Source organism: Listeria weihenstephanensis, assembly GCF_003534205.1.
In the GTDB taxonomy this organism is placed as follows: domain Bacteria; phylum Bacillota; class Bacilli; order Lactobacillales; family Listeriaceae; genus Listeria_A; species Listeria_A weihenstephanensis.
Genome location: NZ_CP011102.1, coordinates 673847 through 692079 on the forward strand (window position 1 = coordinate 673847; position 18233 = coordinate 692079).

Here is an 18233-nt window from a genome sequence, read left to right on the forward strand (position 1 = left end):
GAAGGTTTAACGACAAAGATGAGCGTTTGTCGGCGCGCTGAAGAGGAAGGGTGGTATTTTCTATGCGTAAACCTATCATTGCAGGAAACTGGAAAATGAACAAAACGGCTGCTAAAGCTGGACAATTTGCTGAGGACGTTAAGAATAAAGTTCCAAGTAAAGATGTTGTGGATTCCGTAATCGCAGCACCAGCTTTATTTTTAAAAGAATTAGTTGGCTTGACTGAGGGAACTGATCTTAGAATCGCAGCTCAAAATACTTATTTTGAAGACGAAGGTGCTTTCACAGGCGAAATCAGCCCGTTTGCAGTCGCTGATCTTGGCGTTTCTTACGTTGTTATCGGACATTCTGAGCGTCGTGAGTATTTCCACGAAACAGACGAAGATATCAACAAGAAAGCACACGCAATCTTCAAACACGGCATGACTCCAATCATCTGCTGTGGTGAAACATTGGAACAACGCGAAGCTGGCCAAACGAATGAATGGGTTAGTGGACAAATCCGTGCAGCGCTTAAAGGCTTGACGGAAGAACAAGTTGCTAAATCTATTATTGCTTATGAGCCAATCTGGGCAATCGGAACTGGTAAATCTTCAACAAGTAAAGATGCTAACGACACATGTGCTGTTGTTCGTCAAACTGTTGCAGAAGTTGTTTCTAAAGAAGCGGCAGACGCTGTTCGTATTCAATACGGCGGTAGTGTAAAACCTGAAAATATTGCCGAATATATGGCACAATCCGACATTGATGGAGCTTTAGTTGGTGGCGCGAGTCTTGAGCCAGCATCATTCTTAGCTTTATTGGAGGCAGTGAAATAAATGGCAAAATCACCTGTAGCTATCATCATTCTTGATGGTTTCGGTTTACGTAACGAAACAGTTGGGAATGCTGTTGCCTTAGCTAATAAACCTAACTTTGACCGCTACTGGGAAACGTATCCACACGGACAACTGAAAGCAGCCGGCCTTGATGTCGGTCTTCCAGAAGGCCAAATGGGTAACTCAGAAGTCGGACATACAAATATCGGTGCTGGACGTATTGTTTACCAAAGTTTGACGCGTATTGACAAAGCCATTGAAGAAGGCGAATTCGCAAAAAATGAAGCGTTAAACAATGCTTTCACGCACACAAAAACGAATAATTCCGATCTTCACTTGTTCGGCTTGCTATCAGATGGCGGCGTGCACAGTCACATCAACCATTTAGTAGCTTTGCTTGAAACGGCGAAGAAAGAAGGCGTGAAAAACGTCTATATCCATGCTTTCCTTGATGGACGCGACGTGGCACCACAATCCGCAGTAGGATATTTAGAAACATTGCAAAAAGCCATTGCTGATCTTAACTATGGCGAAATTGCAACGGTTTCTGGACGCTTCTACGCGATGGATCGTGATAAGCGCTGGGAACGTGTCGAAAAAGCCTATAACACGATTGTTAAAGGTGAAGGCGCGCAATTTGAAGATCCAGTGAAATTGGTTGAAGCTTCTTACGCGGACGGCAAAAATGACGAATTCGTTGTTCCTGCTGTTGTAGCGAAAGATGGCAAACCAGTCGCAACTGTGAAAGATAATGACGCTGTTATTTTCTTCAACTTCCGTCCTGACCGCGCGATCCAACTTTCGAATGCGTTCACGGATACAGAATGGGAACATTTTGAGCGTGGCGACAAACATCCGAAAAACATCAAATTTGTAACGATGACACTTTATAATCCGAGTATTGTAGCGGAAGTTGCTTTTGCTCCGATGCCAATGACGAATGTGATCGGGGAAGTTTTATCTAATGAAGGCTTGTCGCAATTGCGTATTGCTGAAACTGAGAAATATCCTCACGTAACTTTCTTCATGAACGGTGGGCGTAACGAAGAATTCCCTGGTGAGAGCCGGATTCTGATTGATTCGCCGAAAGTGGAAACGTACGATTTGAAACCTGAAATGAGCGCTTATGAAGTAACGGACGCACTGGTAGCAGATATCGAGAATGATAAACATGATGCGATTATCTTAAACTTTGCGAATCCAGATATGGTAGGTCACTCAGGCATGGTTGAACCAACGATTAAAGCGATTGAAGCAGTGGATGAGAACCTTGGACGCGTTGTCGATGCTATTTTGGAAAAAGGCGGTTCTGCGATTATTTTCGCCGATCACGGTAATTCTGAAACGATGACAACACCAGAAGGCAAACCACATACAGCGCATACGACAGTTCCGGTTCCTGTAATCGTGACAAAAGCTGGTGCAACCCTGCGTGAAGGCGGTCGCTTAGCCGATGTAGCCCCAACGATGCTTGATCTTTTAGGCGTGAAAAAACCTGCCGAAATGACAGGTGGAAGTTTAATTCAAAAATAAATAGGTCTGCTTTGCGTTTTCCGCGAAACAAGGCTAAAATAAGAAGGTAAGCAACCGGTAATTCGGTCACTTCCTTACAAAATTCAATTTTAGAGGAGAGTATAAATTATGTCTATTATTACTGAAGTATACGCACGCGAAGTTCTTGATTCCCGTGGTAACCCAACTATCGAGGTAGAAGTTTACACAGAAACTGGCGCATTCGGTCGCGCATTAGTTCCAAGTGGCGCATCTACTGGTGAATATGAAGCAGTAGAATTACGCGACAACGATTCAAGCCGTTACATGGGTAAAGGTGTTTTGAAAGCTGTTGAAAACGTAAATGACATTATTGCAGACAAAATTATCGGTTTTGACGTAACAGACCAAATCGGTTTAGACCAAGCAATGATCGAGCTTGACGGTACTGAAAACAAAGGTAAATTAGGCGCTAACGCAATTCTAGGTGTTTCTTTAGCAGCAGCTCGTGCAGCAGCGGAAGAATTAGGCCTTGAGTTATACGAATACATTGGTGGAGTAAACGCGAAAGTATTACCAGTTCCAATGATGAACATCGTTAATGGCGGCGAACATGCTGACAATAACGTAGACATTCAAGAATTCATGGTTATGCCTGTTGGAGCTAAAACATTCTCTGAAGCATTACGTATGGGTACTGAAATCTTGCACAACCTGAAATCAGTTCTTAAAGGTAAAGGCCTTAACACTGGTGTTGGTGATGAAGGTGGATTCGCTCCTGACCTTAAATCTAATGAAGAAGCATTAGAAACAATCATCGAAGCAATCAAAAAAGCTGGTTACACTCCAGGCGAGCAAGTTAAATTGGCTATGGATGCAGCATCTTCTGAGTTCTACAACCGCGAAACTGGTAACTATGAACTTAAAGGTGAAGGCGTAACCCGTACTTCTGAAGAAATGGTTGCTTGGTACGAAGAGTTAGTTAACAAATACCCAATCATCTCTATTGAAGATGGCTTAGACGAAAACGACTGGAAAGGTCACAAACTATTGACTGAACGCCTTGGCGATCGCGTACAATTAGTTGGTGATGACTTGTTCGTTACAAACACGAAGAAATTGAAAGAAGGAATTGACAATGGCATCGCTAACTCAATCCTTATCAAAGTTAACCAAATCGGTACGCTTACTGAAACATTAGACGCTATCGAAATGGCTAAACGCGCTGGTTACACAGCAGTAGTTTCCCATCGTTCTGGTGAAACAGAAGACAGCACAATCGCTGACATCGCTGTTGCAACAAACGCTGGACAAATCAAAACAGGTGCTCCAACTCGTACAGACCGTGTTGCTAAATACAACCAATTGTTACGTATTGAAGATAACCTAGGTAACTTGGCACAATATCACGGCGAAGATACTTTCTACAACTTGAAAAAATAATCGCTATAATACAGGAAACCCCCAGAAAAAAATTCTGGGGGTTTCCTGTATTTACTAATAGGTGTTTATAAGCGGATGTCAGGTTGGAAAATTTGATGAATTAACTATGATGTTACTTATGATTTTTTATATGAGCAGACCTGTTAACATTTATAAATAGAGTTTTTACTAGTAAAAAGACCATTGCTAATAAAAATAAAATATATATCCAACTACCTGTACTAAAAATTCCATAAATAAAAATTAATGAAGCTACACTATAAACGGATATTTGGACAATTTTCCATGTTTTTGGTGCCATTTAAATCAACTCCTACATCATTTTGGTAACGCTTGCATTTTTTGTGTGTTTATTGTAACATAATGATAGATAGAATACAAAATAGAAATGGGGAGATCGGAAATGAGTTTCCAAAAAATTATATCAGCGATTTCGATAGGGGTAATTGGAACAACACTATTTTACCCTATGATGGCAGATGCAGCAGGAGTAGAATCAATTGATGGAACTGAAGGTAAAGAAATTTATTCAGATGTTGAGATTGTAGCTGAAATAAGTGAAGGATCCAATGTAGATAAAAAGAATGAATTTAGCGAGGAAGCTTATGAAATAATGGAGAACTCGCCTCTTGGCGTTGAAGTGAAATTACCTGTGACGGAAATAAAGACAGATCGTCCGTTATTAAAAAGCGCAAGTGGTTGGACAACAAGTACAAATACCTCATCAAAGAAATTAAAGAGTATGGTATTTCTAAACTATCATCCAGACTTTCCTGAGAAAAAGCATTATGATGGATATTTTTTCTCAGCTACAAAAAAAAGGTCAGGTAGTGCTAGTTTAACATTAGGATTTGGTCCACTTTCTTTTACTGTGGCTGCTGCTTCAGCTGGCAGTGGAGGTTTTCTTAAAGCTGATCTTAAAAGATACAGTAGACCTGCTGTAAAGGGAGATGTGTACCAAAATAACTACACCATTAAATATTATAGTGGTAGCGGAATTCTATATCGTACGGAATATAAAACATATAAGAGTACGAGAAATTCTGAAATTTATATTAAATACCCTTGAACAGGAGGCGTGACACTTGAAAAAAAAAATAATAATTATAGTATCAGTGCTACTCCTCAGTCTAGTTATATTTTTAGTTATAAATAGAAATAATTTTTCACCAAATAATTCTGAATTTAGACTGTACGACCAATTTTACCTAACTATAGGTGGAAAAGATTTGGAAACTCTAAAAAAACCAACAAAGCAAGATATTAACGAACAAATTGGAAACATTCAAGGGATTTGGAGATATGCGCCAATGATGTCAGATTTTCAAAGCCCAACAATACCGGATAAATCTGTAGTCTACTCAGCTAAAGGGTTTCCCATAATCAAGGATAAAGATCAAACATACTATGCACGGTTAATTGTAGTGACTCCTGATAATAAATTTTTCTGGTTTTACTGCATTCCTTAGAGTTGTAACTTGTGAAGGAGCTGTTAAGTCAAGTGCAGAAAGATACGGCAGGCCAGAATAAATGATATATCGTAAATGCAATTAATGAAAGCTATACAAATTAATTTTTTTGGTTTGTCACATCACAATAATAAATAGTACTTTTAGGGCTTAGAAGTGTGTTTCTTTCTTATGAGAAGCACACTTTTTATTTTTGCAAGGTATGGAGGAAAGACTTTAAGTTTTATAGCAATATCTATATTATCCCGTTGCCAATGTAATCTAAAAGCCAAAGTAGCTATTTTCTGCTATAATAATTTTACTAAAAGATATTGAGGTATGATTAATTAAGAAGTAAGATACGACGACACAAATCGAGCGCTTGTCGCCGATATACTTTAGCTTATGCAAAAGGCCAGGTGATCACGATGAAAGCACATGTGAACGGAATTGAACTTTCTTATCATATTTATGGTAGAGGCGAGCCGCTTGTTTTGTTGCACGGGAATGGGCAGAATCATGGTGCGATGAAGAGACAAATTGACGTCTTTCGAAAAGAGTATCAAGTGATTGCGGTAGATTCGCGTGGTCATGGGAAGTCGGAATTAGGTTTCAGGCCGCTTGATTTTCAGGTCATGGCGCTGGATATTTTATGCTTATTAGATTTTTTGAAAATAGATAGGTATCGCGTTATCGGGTATAGTGATGGTGGGATTATTGCGTTGGAAATGGCGATGTATCAGCCCAAAAGGCAGGTGCAGATGGTTGTGATTGGAACGAATTATGATACGAGCCAGATTAAATGGTGGGCGAATATTTTTACTTTCGTTGGTTATTTATTTTCGATTCTTCTGACGCCGTTCAGCTTCTTTTTTAGGCGTGTTAAGGCGCAGATGGGATTGATGATTTTTCATCCGCATATTAAAGAAAGAGATTTGGCGAGGATTTCAGCGCCGATGTTGGCGATTATTGGTGAATACGATGTGATTTCAAGGACTGATACTAGGAATATGGTGAATTTGGTTCAGCACGGTAAGATGACTGTTATTCATCATGGGACGCATTTTTTGATTCGCCAAAAAACGCGTGAGTTGCATCAGGTTATTGTTTCCTTTTTTGACGAAGATGTGACGTAAATCTAGGGACAAAGTAGCTAAATAATGTTTTTCTGTTTATTATGTGAGAATTAGATTGACAGTTCCTCCGTTTGGCGTTATCATATGTCTATTGTATAAATTACTTACCCCAAAAATAGAGATTGTGAACGGTGCTGAATCCTTTGGTAGCAAGGGTTTTCAGGATCCGAATCAAAAACTGGCAATTGGCGTCAATATGGCGTACAATGAGGGCAAGTTAAGGAAGATGGAGGAGTGCAATTAATCATGAGTACGGATCGTAGCTTTCTTATAAAAGCAGGCAATCGGGCTGTTCTATTACTGCATGGATTTGCGGGAACGACAGAGGATGTTAGAGAATTAGGTGAATATCTAGCGGAGAATGGTTATACGGTATATGCACCGAATTATCGCGGTCATGGCGAGGAACCAGCAATCTTCTTAAAAACCACACCTGAAATGTGGTATGAGGATGCGAAGGCGGGTTACAAGCATTTACAGGACCAAGGATATCACGAAATAGCAATAGTAGGCGCTGCAATGGGTGGTGTTTTTGCTCTGAAAATGGCGGAAACATTTAATCCGAAAGCAATCGCTCCATTATGTGCGAACGTGAACCGTAAAATGCGATATATTCCAGTGGAGAAGTATCTATTAAAGAGTATGAGTAGAGAAGGAATTGCAGACGCGGAAGCAGAAGTCATGCTTGCTAATTATGCGCCTGAGATAAAAACAATGACAGACGCGCGTTCTGCGTTTTATAAAGCAGTGGCGAGCGATATCGAGCGAATTGAAGTGCCGACGATGATTGGACAAGGTTGTCAGGATGAAGAAATCTCAGCTGATGACGCGAACTATATTTTCAAAAATATTCACTCGGATGATAAGCAACTTTGTTTCTATGCTGGATCTGGTCATGATATTACAACGGACTGTGAGAAGGATATTTTAGGCGAAGATTTAGTTTACTTCCTAGACGATTTAATGTGGCTAGAACAAGAAGTAATGTAAGATATGGAAGGGATACCTTAAAGCTGGGTGTTCCTTCTTTTTTAAATAGGATGGACAGATGAGAGGGGAATGTAAAATGAGTGCACGTTTTAATGGCTCTTTGTCAATTGTTGGGGTGAAATATCGAAGTACAAGCTAGAGAAACAATGGCTTGTACCTCTTTTTAACCTACAGAAATGTCAAAATCTTTGATAAAATGCTGGGCAAGTATTTTGGCACGGAATCGTGAAAAGTTTTGATAGCCATAAGAAGTGCGCTTGATAACTTTGGTTCGGTTGTTAATTCCTTCTACGAAACCATTGGACAGATGTGGGTAAATGAAGGCATTGATGATTTCTGTTTCCCAGCGTCGGAAAGTACCGATAGCTTTTATGAATTCTGGAAGCTGTTTGTCTTGTACGAGTTGATAGAAATCGTGTAAGGATTGACGAACGTCGTGGCGTTCTTGTGCTTTATTGGCATCAAACCAAGCCTGATAGGCTTCCTTGATGGTGTAGGCGGTTTGTAGATCAGGGTGCAAGCTTAAGTAACGGCGAATGATGCTTTTTTGCGCTGTGTCCAGCTTATGAGATCGCTTGAAAAGGAGTTTTTGTATCCGTTTCCCGTGTTTTCGATCTTTTTCTGAAAAACGTTGTTGGACACGAACGCGGACTTTATTCAGCGCCCAATAGATGTAGCGAGAGAAGTGGAAAGAATCGGCAATAATAACTGGTTTGTCAAGGGCTTGTTGCACGGCGTTTTTGAAGGTCGAACTCAAATCCATGATAACCATCTCTACCTGCTGCCCGCGTTCTCTTAAATAACGTTGAATGGTTTTGGCGCGACGGTTTTCTAAGATATCAATGGGGCGACGAGTCATGGGATCAGCGATAATGAGTTGAAATTTGCCTTTGTCGGTATCTCCCTTGAACTCATCGATAGCGATGACCTTAGGAAGAGAGACGGGAGGCGTGGAAAAGGCTTCTGTACGCGCGTCGAATAGACGCATAATTTTAGGTGCGGTGGTCCCAAATGTTTTAGCAGTATAAGTAAAGGACGGAGCGGAAATACTATGAAAAAGGGCCGCTTGGTGCCAAAGCGTTGAAAAACGCTGATAGCGTGCCACAAGTCCTTGATTTTTTTCATCAAATGATTTTCCGCAGGAACAAGCATATCTGCGTTTTCGATAGTGCACATAGACACGTTTTTCTGCGACTTTTAGATGTTGGAAAGTGTGCGTACGATAGTCTTTAATGCGATCTGTCCGTGTTTTACAAGAGGGGCAGGCATGTTTTTTTCGTTTTAGTTGGATATGAATGTGGCAGATATGATTTTCAATCGAATAATCAAGAAGTTGGATGTTTTTATTTTCTAAACCGATGAGTTGTATGATAAAATGGTCTGGCATGGTAATATCGCTCCTTTGGATTGGGTTTCGTCACTTTTATCTTAAAGGATTTTGATATTACTGTGTATTTTTTTGTCTTGAAATGAGAACAAAAAAATGCTGAGGTAGATTATTTTCTACCCCAACATTTATTATAGAACCGTTTTAATTTGATGAAGGAAAACTCGGAGGCTTATGCAACGTTAGGTAAGTTGGATACGTTAGGTCGGGAGAGCAGTATTCCAAAGAAATTACAAGAATTGATTAAAATTTATGCGTCTAGCTTGAACCATTGTGCGTTTTGTATTGATATGCATACGAAAGAGGCATTGGAGAACGGAGAGTCGATCCAACGTGTTGTGGGTGTAAATGCGTGGCGTGAGGCGCCGTTTTATAGTGATCAGGAACGTGTTGTCTTGGAGCTAGTGGAGGAAGTGACGTTTATTCATCAGCACGGGGTTTCTGATGCGGTGTATTCGGAACTCGAGAAACATTATGATGAGAAACAAATTGGTGAGTTGTACTTGCTGATTGCGACGATTAATGCATATAATCGACTTGGAATCATGAGCCAGCTTCAACCGAAAGAGGATAAGTAAATAATGAGAGGATTTACCGTTTTTGTTGGTGAATCCTCTTTTTTAGGCTTTACCTTCTATGCAAAATATGCTATCATAAAAGGTAGTCAAAAAGAGGACGGTTTTAGGAGGAAAGTGCATGAATACAGCCTTAACAATTTTACTTGTTATTGTATCGGTATTGTTAATAATCGTAGTTGTTCTTCAACCAGGTAAGAGTAACGGGTTATCCGGAGCTATCTCTGGTGGAGCGGAAGAACTATTTGGTAAACAAAAAGCAAGAGGACTTGAGCGTATATTACATCGTACAACGATCGTTTTAGCGGTAATCTTCTTTGCAATATTGATTGCTTTAGGATTTTTCTTGTAATTTCAAAAGCGATGACTCCACCCGGAAATTTTTGGGTGGATTTTTTTGTTTGGGCGCTTCGAACGAATGCGAGTTAGCGCCCAAATATGAGTGCGAGCGGAGAGAGCATTCGATCATTAGTGTCCGCAGAACATGACGGAACTATAGATACAGATCCTTAGACACCAAACGATTGCATTTGATTTGTGTAGAGCAACATGCAGATTCTACATAAAGAGACACTTTCGCGGTCATTGAATGCAAACTTATCGTTGGAACGTCTTTTGGGACATCTTAAACTTGATTCCCCCCAGCACCTTCTTTTTGAATTTTGTGTGTGGAGACGGTACACTGGGAGTAATGATATTTTTAGAATGAAGGAGTTTTTTTGATATGAAGATGAAGGCGCCAGAACCATTTTTATTTGAGACGGGGAAGCGTGCGGTACTTTTATTGCATGGTTTTACGGGGAGTTCAGCGGATGTCCGGATGTTGGGGCGGTTTTTGCAGGATAATAATTATACGTGTTATGCACCGCAGTATCGTGGTCATGGGGTATCGCCTGATGTTCTTTTGACGACGGGGCCGGATGATTGGTGGCAGGATGTGCTCGCGGCGTATGATCGCTTGAAATCGCTTGGTTACGAGGAGATTGCGGTGGCTGGGCTTTCGCTTGGTGGACTTTTCTCGCTGAAGTTGGGGTATAATCGGCCGTTAAAAGGGATTGTGGCGATGAGTACGCCGACGCGGATGGATAGTTCGTCGCCGATTATTCAGGGGTTTTTGGATTATGTGCGTAATTATAAGAAGTATGAGGGTAAGACGCCGGGCGAGATTGATGCGGAGATGTTGGCGTATAAGGACGCGCCGATGGATACGATTGCGAAATTGAAGGATGAGATTCAGGATGTTATTCCGCAAGTTGATATGATTTATGCGCCAATTATGGTTGTTCAAGGAAAAAAAGATCAGATGGTAGATGTAAATGGGGCGGAATTGATTTATAATAAGGTAGAGTCAGATCAAAAGGAACTGAAATGGTACGAGAATTCTGGGCATGTTATTACGATTGACAAGGAAAAGGCGCAGTTGCAAGATGATATTTTGGCCTTTTTAGATACGCTTGATTGGCATGTTTAAGTTTTACGAAGAGAGAGGAGGGAAACAATGAAGAAAATTGAAGATAAGATTTTAGAGTTTATGAAGGAATCGCCGAAAAAGACGTTTTCGCTGGATGATTTAGAGGCGGAGATGGGTTTGCAAGATGCGGATGATTTTAAGGCGATGGTGAAGTCGCTTGTGGCAATGGAAGATCGCGGAGATGTGATTCGCACGAAAAAGAATCGCTATGCGTTCCCAGAGGAGCTTGATTTTGTGAAGGGGACTTTCCGGGCGCATGAGAAGGGCTTTGGATTTGTGCTTCCTGAGGATCAAGAGCTGGATGATATTTTTATCCCGCCAACGCAAGTGAATAACGCGATGAATGGGGATATTGTTTTTGCTAATATCACGAAGATTAAGGGTGATAATTTAGCGGAGGGTATGATTCATAAAATTGTGGAGCGGAAAACGTCGCAAGTTGTTGGGACGTATATGGAAGATTTGATGGGCGATCCGATTGTGATTCCGGATGATAAAAGGACTTTTGGACAGGTGGAAATTGATCTTGCAAGTGGTCTGAAACCTGTGGATGGTCATAAGGTTATCGTGGAATTGACGGAATACCCTGAGGGGCGTAATCGTGCGCGTGGGATTGTCAAAATGATTATTGGGCATCGGAATGATCCAGGTGTCGATATTTTGTCGATTATTCATAAGCACGGAATTCCAATTGCGTTTCCGGATGATGTGATGGAGGAGGCTAATAAAGTTCCTGCTGAAATCGCGGAGAGCGAGATTGGGGCGCGTCGTGATTTACGTGATCAGGTTATTATTACGATTGATGGCGCGGATGCGAAAGATTTGGATGATGCTGTAACAGTGTCGCAACTTCCGAATGGCAATCATAAACTTGGCGTGCATATTGCGGATGTAAGTTCGTATGTGACGGAGGGTTCGGCGCTTGATCGTGAGGCGGCGGAGCGTGGTACGAGTGTATACTTGGTGGACCGGGTTATTCCGATGATTCCACACCGTTTGTCGAACGGGATTTGTTCGTTGAATCCACATGTGGATCGGTTTACGATGTCTTGTGAGATGGAGATTGACGACGCTGGAACGGTTGTTTCGCATGAGATTTTTGAAAGTGTGATTAATACGACGGAGCGGATGACCTATACGGATGTCAATGATATTTTAGTGGCGGAGGATGCGGATTTGCGTGTGAAATATGCGGAAATCGTGCCAATGCTTGAGGATATGTATGCTTTATCGAAGGTTTTGAATAAGAAACGGGATGCGCGTGGAGCGATTGATTTCGACTTTAAGGAAGCGCGTGTTGTTGTGGATGAAGAGGGGCGTCCGACGGGAGTTGTGACGCGGGAACGTTCGGCTGGTGAGCGCCTAATTGAGGAGTTCATGTTGGCGGCCAATGAATGTATCGCGGAGCATTTTTTCTGGATGCAAGTACCGTTTATTTATCGTATCCATGAAAATCCTAAGGAAGAGAAGTTGCAGCGTTTCTTCGAGTTTATTACGAACTTTGGTTTGGTTGTGAAGGGGACGGCGAATGATGTTCATCCGCGGGCTTTGCAGCAAGTTTTGGAAGAGGTTAAGGGGAAACCAGAAGAGATGGTAGTTTCGACAATCATGCTTCGTTCGATGCAACAGGCGAAATATGATACGGCAAACTTAGGACATTTCGGTTTGTCAACGGAATACTATACGCATTTCACATCGCCGATTCGCAGGTATCCGGATTTGATCGTACACCGCTTAATTCGCGAGTATTTGATCCATGGTGATATTGATGACGCAACGATGGCGAAATGGGCTGAACGCCTTCCTGAGATCGCAGAGCATACGTCTAAAATGGAACGTCGTGCTGTTGATGCGGAACGTGAAACGGATGAGCTGAAGAAAACGGAATATATGGTGGATCATGTTGGTGAAATTTTTAAAGGGATTATTAGTTCGGTGACGAATTTCGGCCTGTTTATTGAGTTGCCAAATACGATTGAGGGCCTTGTTCATGTGAGTACGATGAAGGATGATTATTACCAATTCCATCAAAACCAGCTTGCTATGATTGGTGAGCGTACTGGTCGGGTTTACCGCATTGGTGACGAGGTCGAGGTTGAGGTAACGAAGGTGGACGTGGATCACCGCGAAATCGATTTTGCGCTTCGTAGTCTTGGTAAGGAAACGCCTGGCTTTAAGCGGAGTAAGAAAACGGTGGAAATCTCGAAATCGTTTAAGAAAAATAAAAACCGCCCGAGTGGCGATAAGAAACGGAAGGACAACGATACCTCGCGTAAGAAAGGCAAGCAAGATGGTGGGGACGCTGGACAACCGAAGAAGAAAAAGAAAAAACCATTTTACCAAGGTGTGGCAAAGGGCACGAAGCCGAAGAAACCACGCCGTTAGAAGGGAAGATGTAATATGCCTAAAGGTGATGGACGTTTACTAGCGCAAAATAAGAAGGCGCGTCATGATTATGCGATTGAAGAGACTTTTGAAGCTGGGATTGTGCTTCAGGGAACGGAGATCAAGTCGGTTCGTAATGCGCGCGTGAATTTGAAGGATGCCTATGCGCGAATCGATCGTGGCGAAATTTTTCTGCATAATATGCATATTAGTCCGTATGAGCAGGGAAATCGCTATAATCATGATCCGCTGCGGACGCGTAAGTTATTGCTGCACAAGAAGCAGATTAGCAAGTTGATCGGTGAGACAAAAGAGGCGGGGTACTCGATTATTCCGCTGAAAATGTATATCAAGGATGGCTATGCAAAAGTGCTGATTGGTGTGGCAAAGGGTAAGAAGAAATACGATAAGCGTCAAGATTTGAAGAGTAAAGAAGCGAAACGTGATGTGGAGCGGGCGTTTAAAGAAAGACAGCGATAAGATTTGAAGCCAAATAAGTATGTAGGAGAATGCATATTTGTTTGGCTTTTTTAGCAGATTTTTTTAGGGAGCGTGTGAAAATGATTTCAACTAGAATTATGAAGTTTGAAGCGTTGATGAAGCTTGTTGATAGTGGGGAGATTGCGGCGGCTCGGGAATTGGCGACGAGTTATGTGGAAGCGCAACCACGAGGGTTTATGGGATATTTGTGCTGGACGTATGTGGCTTTTTTTGGTGATCGTGATCTGGATGTGGCAAATGGATATCTTGAGGAGACGTTGCGATGGGATCCACGTTGTGAGGAAGCGATACATTTAGGTGTGCTGATTTGGGCTGGGCGCGATGATGCGAAGGAGAAATATTATATTGAACAAGGGATGCGTTATGCGACGCGTGAGGCTTTTTATCCGTATCGGATGGGGCTATTGCTTGAGAAACAGAGTTTGAAAGAAGCGGCAATTTATTTTGAAAAAGCGGCCGTTTTAGGTTCGCGAGATGCGGAGTATGTTGGAAAATATGCTGTCGTGATGGATAAACTCGGTCAGAAAAAAGTGGCGCGGGAGTATTTGAAACGAGCGCTGGGACTTGATCCAAACCACGTGGAGAATGTTCGTAGATTGGCGCAATTGAGTTATGAAGTGGGCGATTTTAAAGTAGCTCGTGATTTGTCGGAGCAAGCTTTAGCATTGGCGCCAAATGATTCTGAGGCACAGAGGTTAGTACGGCAAGCTTATCCGACTCGAAATTGGCTCGTGGCGTTAGTTCGGCGAATCGGACTATTTTTTGCAATGCTATTTCGTGGGCGAATGACAACGGCTAAAATGAATACGAGCTTTGTTATTGGGATGATAATCGTGTGTTTGCCGCTGTTTTTAATTAGTAATGATGTGGCTAAGGTTACGATTGTAATTGTTTTTATCATGTTGCTCGCCTCATTAGTTTTGAGCAGCATAATCGTGGCGAGGCGCCAGCTCGGAGCAGCGGTTATTGCAAAACCAAAACCAGCCCAAGTTATTGATAAGCCAGTAATAATAAAAGATGAACCCGCAAAAGTTAAGGTGGAGAAGGCTGAACCGATAGTGGAAGTGCGGAATCAAGAGGTAAATAAACCGCTATCAAAGGTACAAGCAACTAATAAAAAAATAAGCCCAAAAATTATCATCATTCCGTTTGTGATCTTAGGGTTTATAGGATTCTGGAATATGGCAAATGACTCTAGTAATGATGAATTTTTCAGTGATTCTGATGATTCTTATGAAGAGTTTGGGGATGGTTCTGAGGAGATTTCTAATTTTACCGCAGTTCAAGATAGCGTTTCCGAGGATATGTATGAACCAGATGATGCATTAGTTGATCCTTTTTTTCAAGAGGAGTTTGTAGAATTAATGGAGGACTCCGATTTGAAGGAGCAATTCCGAGCTGGTATAACATCTGATTTTTTTGATGATGGTGAGCGTCAATATATTAAGGTTGTGGATGACGAGGACAAGTTGTTGTTTATCGCAGCGTTTCAAGATTACATGTTGCAAAAAATTTATGGTGCTGGATGGGATGATACCGAAGTTGGGAAGTCAGATTACCAAGCTATAATAGGCTTATTTGATGAGGAGTTTGATACGGGGAATGGAATACTAGATAAAGCACATCTTAAATTGATTCAAAGTGGTGTCGCAAATGAAAATGTTGAGACGCAGAGATCGCTGGTAGAGACATTTTTAGATAGTGAATTCCAAGATGCATTTTTTGCAATAGTTGAGAATACGAATGTGAAGGAGCGTTTTGTTTCGAGTGTTGATTTTGTTTATATGAATGATGGAGATTATCACTATATTCAGATGCTGGATGGTGGCGGAGAAGTAACAGGCATTGCCCAGTTCGATAACGACTTATTGATTTACATGTATGGCGATGGATGGGGCCAGAGTATCGATGACGAAGAGCGCTATATGGAATTATTGGATGCATTTAATGTACAAGGTGAAGAGTAATCGCTGTAAAAAATCAAACAACGCGCAATTGGCTTTAACTTGCCATTCGTAGGCCAATCGTGTATAATACTAGTTACTGTCACGTTTGGTGTTTTGAAAAAGAAACATTTTTCTCGTGGTACACTGATCTTAACTCTAAATTATGCAGAATCACGGAACCTATCTTTTGGGTAGAACGAAGATTATGCTTTAAACAAATTGAGCGAAAGCGTTTGTATTCAGCGAGCGGTTGTCGCCAATATACTAGGAGTAAGCTCTATTATCACGGGGACGTTACGGATTCGACAGGGATAGTTCGAGCTTGGATTGCGAGTCGGGGGGATCGGCCTCGTTACAAACGTCAAAGCCAATAATAACTGGCAAAACTAACAACAACCTAGCTTTCGCTGCGTAAAAACAGTCGATAGCTGATCCTCCGTGCATCGCCCATGTGCTACGGTAAGGGTCTCAAATTAAGTGGGATACGATTCTAAGTCTCCGTCTGGGGCTGCGAAAAAGAGACCAATCAGACTAGCTGTATGGAAGCCTGTTGTCGGGCTGATGTATATGCGAAACTCTAATACGACGACTACGCTCGTAGAAGTCTAAGTGCCGTTATTTCTGGACGTGGGTTCGACTCCCACCGTCTCCATTTTTGGAAGTTTAAAGAAGAATATTGTTTAACTAGAAACTCCCCTTAAAGCCTTGATAAAAACGTTTTAAGGGGAGTTTTCTGTTTCTGGGAAAAGGATAGAACGTCATAGTGATGAAAAAAACATCAGGATATTTTCGGATCAATTTTATCCATTGTTCAATTGTAAGGAGCAATAAAAAGTTGTGATATTGTTCGCAGGGTGTTATACTTGTGGTAGAAGTTTATAGCGTGTTAATAAAAAGCCCACAAGCCTTATCACCTTGTGGGCTTTCTTGTCGCCTAAAATCTTTCTAATAACCAATTGACAAGAGCTAATACAATTCCAATAACTAGAGGGGTTATCAAGTCCCTCATGAAAAACTGATCTCGCTCTTGTCGTCTTTTCTTGTATCGTTTATAGCGTGTCATGTTCGCACCTCCTTCACGTTGGGTACACGCGAAAAAAGTGGGATGGCGACTTTTTTAGTATAGCATGATTTATCAAATTTGGATTTTATGGAAAAATGGAATTTGACGTTTTTGACGTTATTATACAATACAAAAAAGCATTGGGAATTGGTTTTTACACCAGTTTCCAATGCTTTTATAGCTGTTATTCAGAAAAATGTCCTTTTTTCTTTTTATAAAGGTAGATTGGCAGACCAATTGCAGTTAGAACGAGTCCGATACCGGCATTCATCGGTTGGGTGAACAAGGTATTGAAGACGATGAAGGCACCACCTAGGATCGCAATGATTGGTATCACAGGATATAGTGGGACTTTGTATGGTCGGACGAGCTCTGGTTCTCGTTTCCGTAAGACAAAGACGGCAATGAATGTAAGTGTGTAGAAAATCCAAATCACGAAGATAAGCATATCGGTTAATTGATTGAATTGACCGGTGAATATCATGATGATTGAAATAAGCAAGATTACAATTCCGCCGTTGTAAGGAACACTACTCTTTGCGCCAAGTTTTTTGAACCAGTTACTGAATGGTAGTTGGTTATCTAAGGCCATAGCGTAAGGAATTCGAATCCCTGTCATCGTATAGCCGTTAATTGTGCCAAATACGGAGACTAAAATTCCGATAGTGATTAGTTTACCACCGATAGAGCCAAAAATGATATTAGCAACATCAGATGCTGGCGTTGCTGTAGAAGCGAGCGCTGTAGCAGGCATAACTAATAAGTAAGCAATATTGATAAGTAGGTAAACGACCATAACGCCTGTTAGTCCGAATACGATTGCTTTTGGAAGATCTTTTTTCGGGTTTTTCATTTCGCCGGCAATGTTACCAACGTGGATCCAGCCATCATATGCAAACATTGTTGCAACAAGGCCTGAACCTAAACTAGTTAAAAATGGGTGATCTGCTACGCTCATTGGGAATAATCGGAACGCAACGTCTCCTTGATGAAAAAGTCCAAAAATAATGATTAAAATAAGTGGTACTAGTTTACAGATCGTGGTCACTGCTTGGAATGATCCTGCAACTTTCGCACTAATAAAGTTCATAAGCATGATAAAAGCTGCGGCTGCAATAGCGACTGGAACGATGATTTGATCGCCAGTTCCGAAAAGGTTAGCGACTTGTGTTGCAAAAATGATGGATAAAGCCGCGATGTTTGCTGGGAAATAGATCACGGTTTGTGCCCAGCCAAGTAAGTATGCCGTTAATTTGCCGTACGTTTTTTGAAGATACATCATCATTCCACCAGTTTGCGGAATGGCTGCGGAAAGTTCGGCCGCGGTAAGTCCTCCACAAATAGTGATAACGCCCCCAAGAATCCAGGCCAGTAAGCCAAGTCCAGCGGTTCCTGTTGCAGAGTAGACAGCTTCAGGCTTGAAAAATACGCCGGAGCCAATAACGGTCCCCATAACAATGGTTAGTGCAGTAAAAAAGCCAATATCTTTTTTTAGTTTCTGATTTTCCATATGTTTCCCCTCACTTGTCTAGGAGGCTTAGCGCAGAAAATGAGGCCAAGCCACGTTGACAGTTGTTTT

The 18233-nt window shown here is 41.5% G+C and carries 15 protein-coding genes and 1 other RNA gene; 14 read left to right on the top strand and 2 right to left on the bottom strand.

Annotation, left to right across the window (positions count from 1 at the left end; translation table 11 throughout):
• The first annotated feature begins 62 nt into the window (after nucleotides 1-62).
• The 7 genes from tpiA to UE46_RS03300 all read left to right on the top strand — a co-directional run bounded on the left by tpiA (nucleotide 63) and on the right by UE46_RS03300 (nucleotide 7326).
• Nucleotides 63-818, top strand: a complete 756-nt coding sequence (gene tpiA, locus UE46_RS03270) for a triose-phosphate isomerase (protein ID WP_036063540.1) — start codon at nucleotides 63-65, stop codon at nucleotides 816-818.
• Nucleotides 819-2351, top strand: coding sequence for a 2,3-bisphosphoglycerate-independent phosphoglycerate mutase (gene gpmI, locus UE46_RS03275; RefSeq protein WP_036063539.1), 1533 nt, complete (start codon nucleotides 819-821; stop codon nucleotides 2349-2351).
• 108 nt (nucleotides 2352-2459) lie between these two features.
• Entirely contained in the window at nucleotides 2460-3752 is a 1293-nt protein-coding gene (eno, locus tag UE46_RS03280; RefSeq protein ID WP_036063537.1) for a phosphopyruvate hydratase, read from the top strand.
• 403 nt (nucleotides 3753-4155) lie between these two features.
• Entirely contained in the window at nucleotides 4156-4821 is a 666-nt protein-coding gene (locus UE46_RS03285; RefSeq protein ID WP_051493096.1) for a hypothetical protein, read from the top strand.
• Between the two features lie 16 nt (nucleotides 4822-4837).
• Nucleotides 4838-5221, top strand: a complete 384-nt coding sequence (locus tag UE46_RS03290; protein ID WP_036063604.1) for a hypothetical protein — start codon at nucleotides 4838-4840, stop codon at nucleotides 5219-5221.
• A 407-nt stretch (nucleotides 5222-5628) separates the two neighbouring features.
• Nucleotides 5629-6336 carry an alpha/beta fold hydrolase gene (locus UE46_RS03295; RefSeq protein WP_036063602.1) on the top strand — a complete coding sequence of 236 codons (708 nt, stop codon included), beginning with the start codon at nucleotides 5629-5631 and terminating at the stop codon, nucleotides 6334-6336.
• Nucleotides 6337-6582: 246 nt separating this feature from the next.
• Nucleotides 6583-7326, top strand: coding sequence for an alpha/beta hydrolase (locus UE46_RS03300; RefSeq protein WP_036063599.1), 744 nt, complete (start codon nucleotides 6583-6585; stop codon nucleotides 7324-7326).
• A gap of 163 nt (nucleotides 7327-7489) precedes the next feature.
• On the opposite strand, the gene UE46_RS03305 is transcribed toward UE46_RS03300, so the two are convergent.
• Complete coding sequence (locus UE46_RS03305; RefSeq protein WP_118907390.1) at nucleotides 7490-8713, bottom strand: ISL3 family transposase; 1224 nt, start codon at nucleotides 8711-8713, stop codon at nucleotides 7490-7492.
• A 152-nt stretch (nucleotides 8714-8865) separates the two neighbouring features.
• Between UE46_RS03305 and UE46_RS03310 the strand changes: the two genes are divergently transcribed.
• The 7 genes from UE46_RS03310 to ssrA all read left to right on the top strand — a co-directional run bounded on the left by UE46_RS03310 (nucleotide 8866) and on the right by ssrA (nucleotide 16246).
• The gene (locus tag UE46_RS03310; protein ID WP_036063113.1) at nucleotides 8866-9291 is read left to right on the top strand and encodes a carboxymuconolactone decarboxylase family protein; all 426 of its coding nucleotides are present in this window, start codon (nucleotides 8866-8868) and stop codon (nucleotides 9289-9291) included.
• Nucleotides 9292-9409: 118 nt separating this feature from the next.
• On the top strand, nucleotides 9410-9640 hold the full coding sequence (secG, locus tag UE46_RS03315; protein ID WP_036063112.1) for a preprotein translocase subunit SecG: 231 nt from the start codon (nucleotides 9410-9412) through the stop codon (nucleotides 9638-9640).
• 372 nt (nucleotides 9641-10012) lie between these two features.
• The gene (locus UE46_RS03320) at nucleotides 10013-10759 is read left to right on the top strand and encodes an alpha/beta hydrolase (protein ID WP_036063110.1); all 747 of its coding nucleotides are present in this window, start codon (nucleotides 10013-10015) and stop codon (nucleotides 10757-10759) included.
• A gap of 27 nt (nucleotides 10760-10786) precedes the next feature.
• Nucleotides 10787-13144 (top strand): ribonuclease R, encoded by a 2358-nt coding sequence (gene rnr, locus UE46_RS03325; RefSeq protein WP_036063108.1) that lies wholly within the window; start codon nucleotides 10787-10789, stop codon nucleotides 13142-13144.
• A gap of 15 nt (nucleotides 13145-13159) precedes the next feature.
• Entirely contained in the window at nucleotides 13160-13624 is a 465-nt protein-coding gene (gene smpB / locus UE46_RS03330; protein WP_036063106.1) for an SsrA-binding protein SmpB, read from the top strand.
• 80 nt (nucleotides 13625-13704) lie between these two features.
• Entirely contained in the window at nucleotides 13705-15612 is a 1908-nt protein-coding gene (locus UE46_RS03335) for a tetratricopeptide repeat protein (protein WP_143812865.1), read from the top strand.
• 266 nt (nucleotides 15613-15878) lie between these two features.
• Nucleotides 15879-16246, top strand: a transfer-messenger RNA (tmRNA) gene (gene ssrA / locus UE46_RS03340).
• Between the two features lie 592 nt (nucleotides 16247-16838).
• Here ssrA and UE46_RS03345 read toward each other — a convergent pair.
• Entirely contained in the window at nucleotides 16839-18164 is a 1326-nt protein-coding gene (locus tag UE46_RS03345) for an APC family permease (RefSeq protein ID WP_036063101.1), read from the bottom strand.
• Nucleotides 18165-18233: the final 69 nt, after the last annotated feature.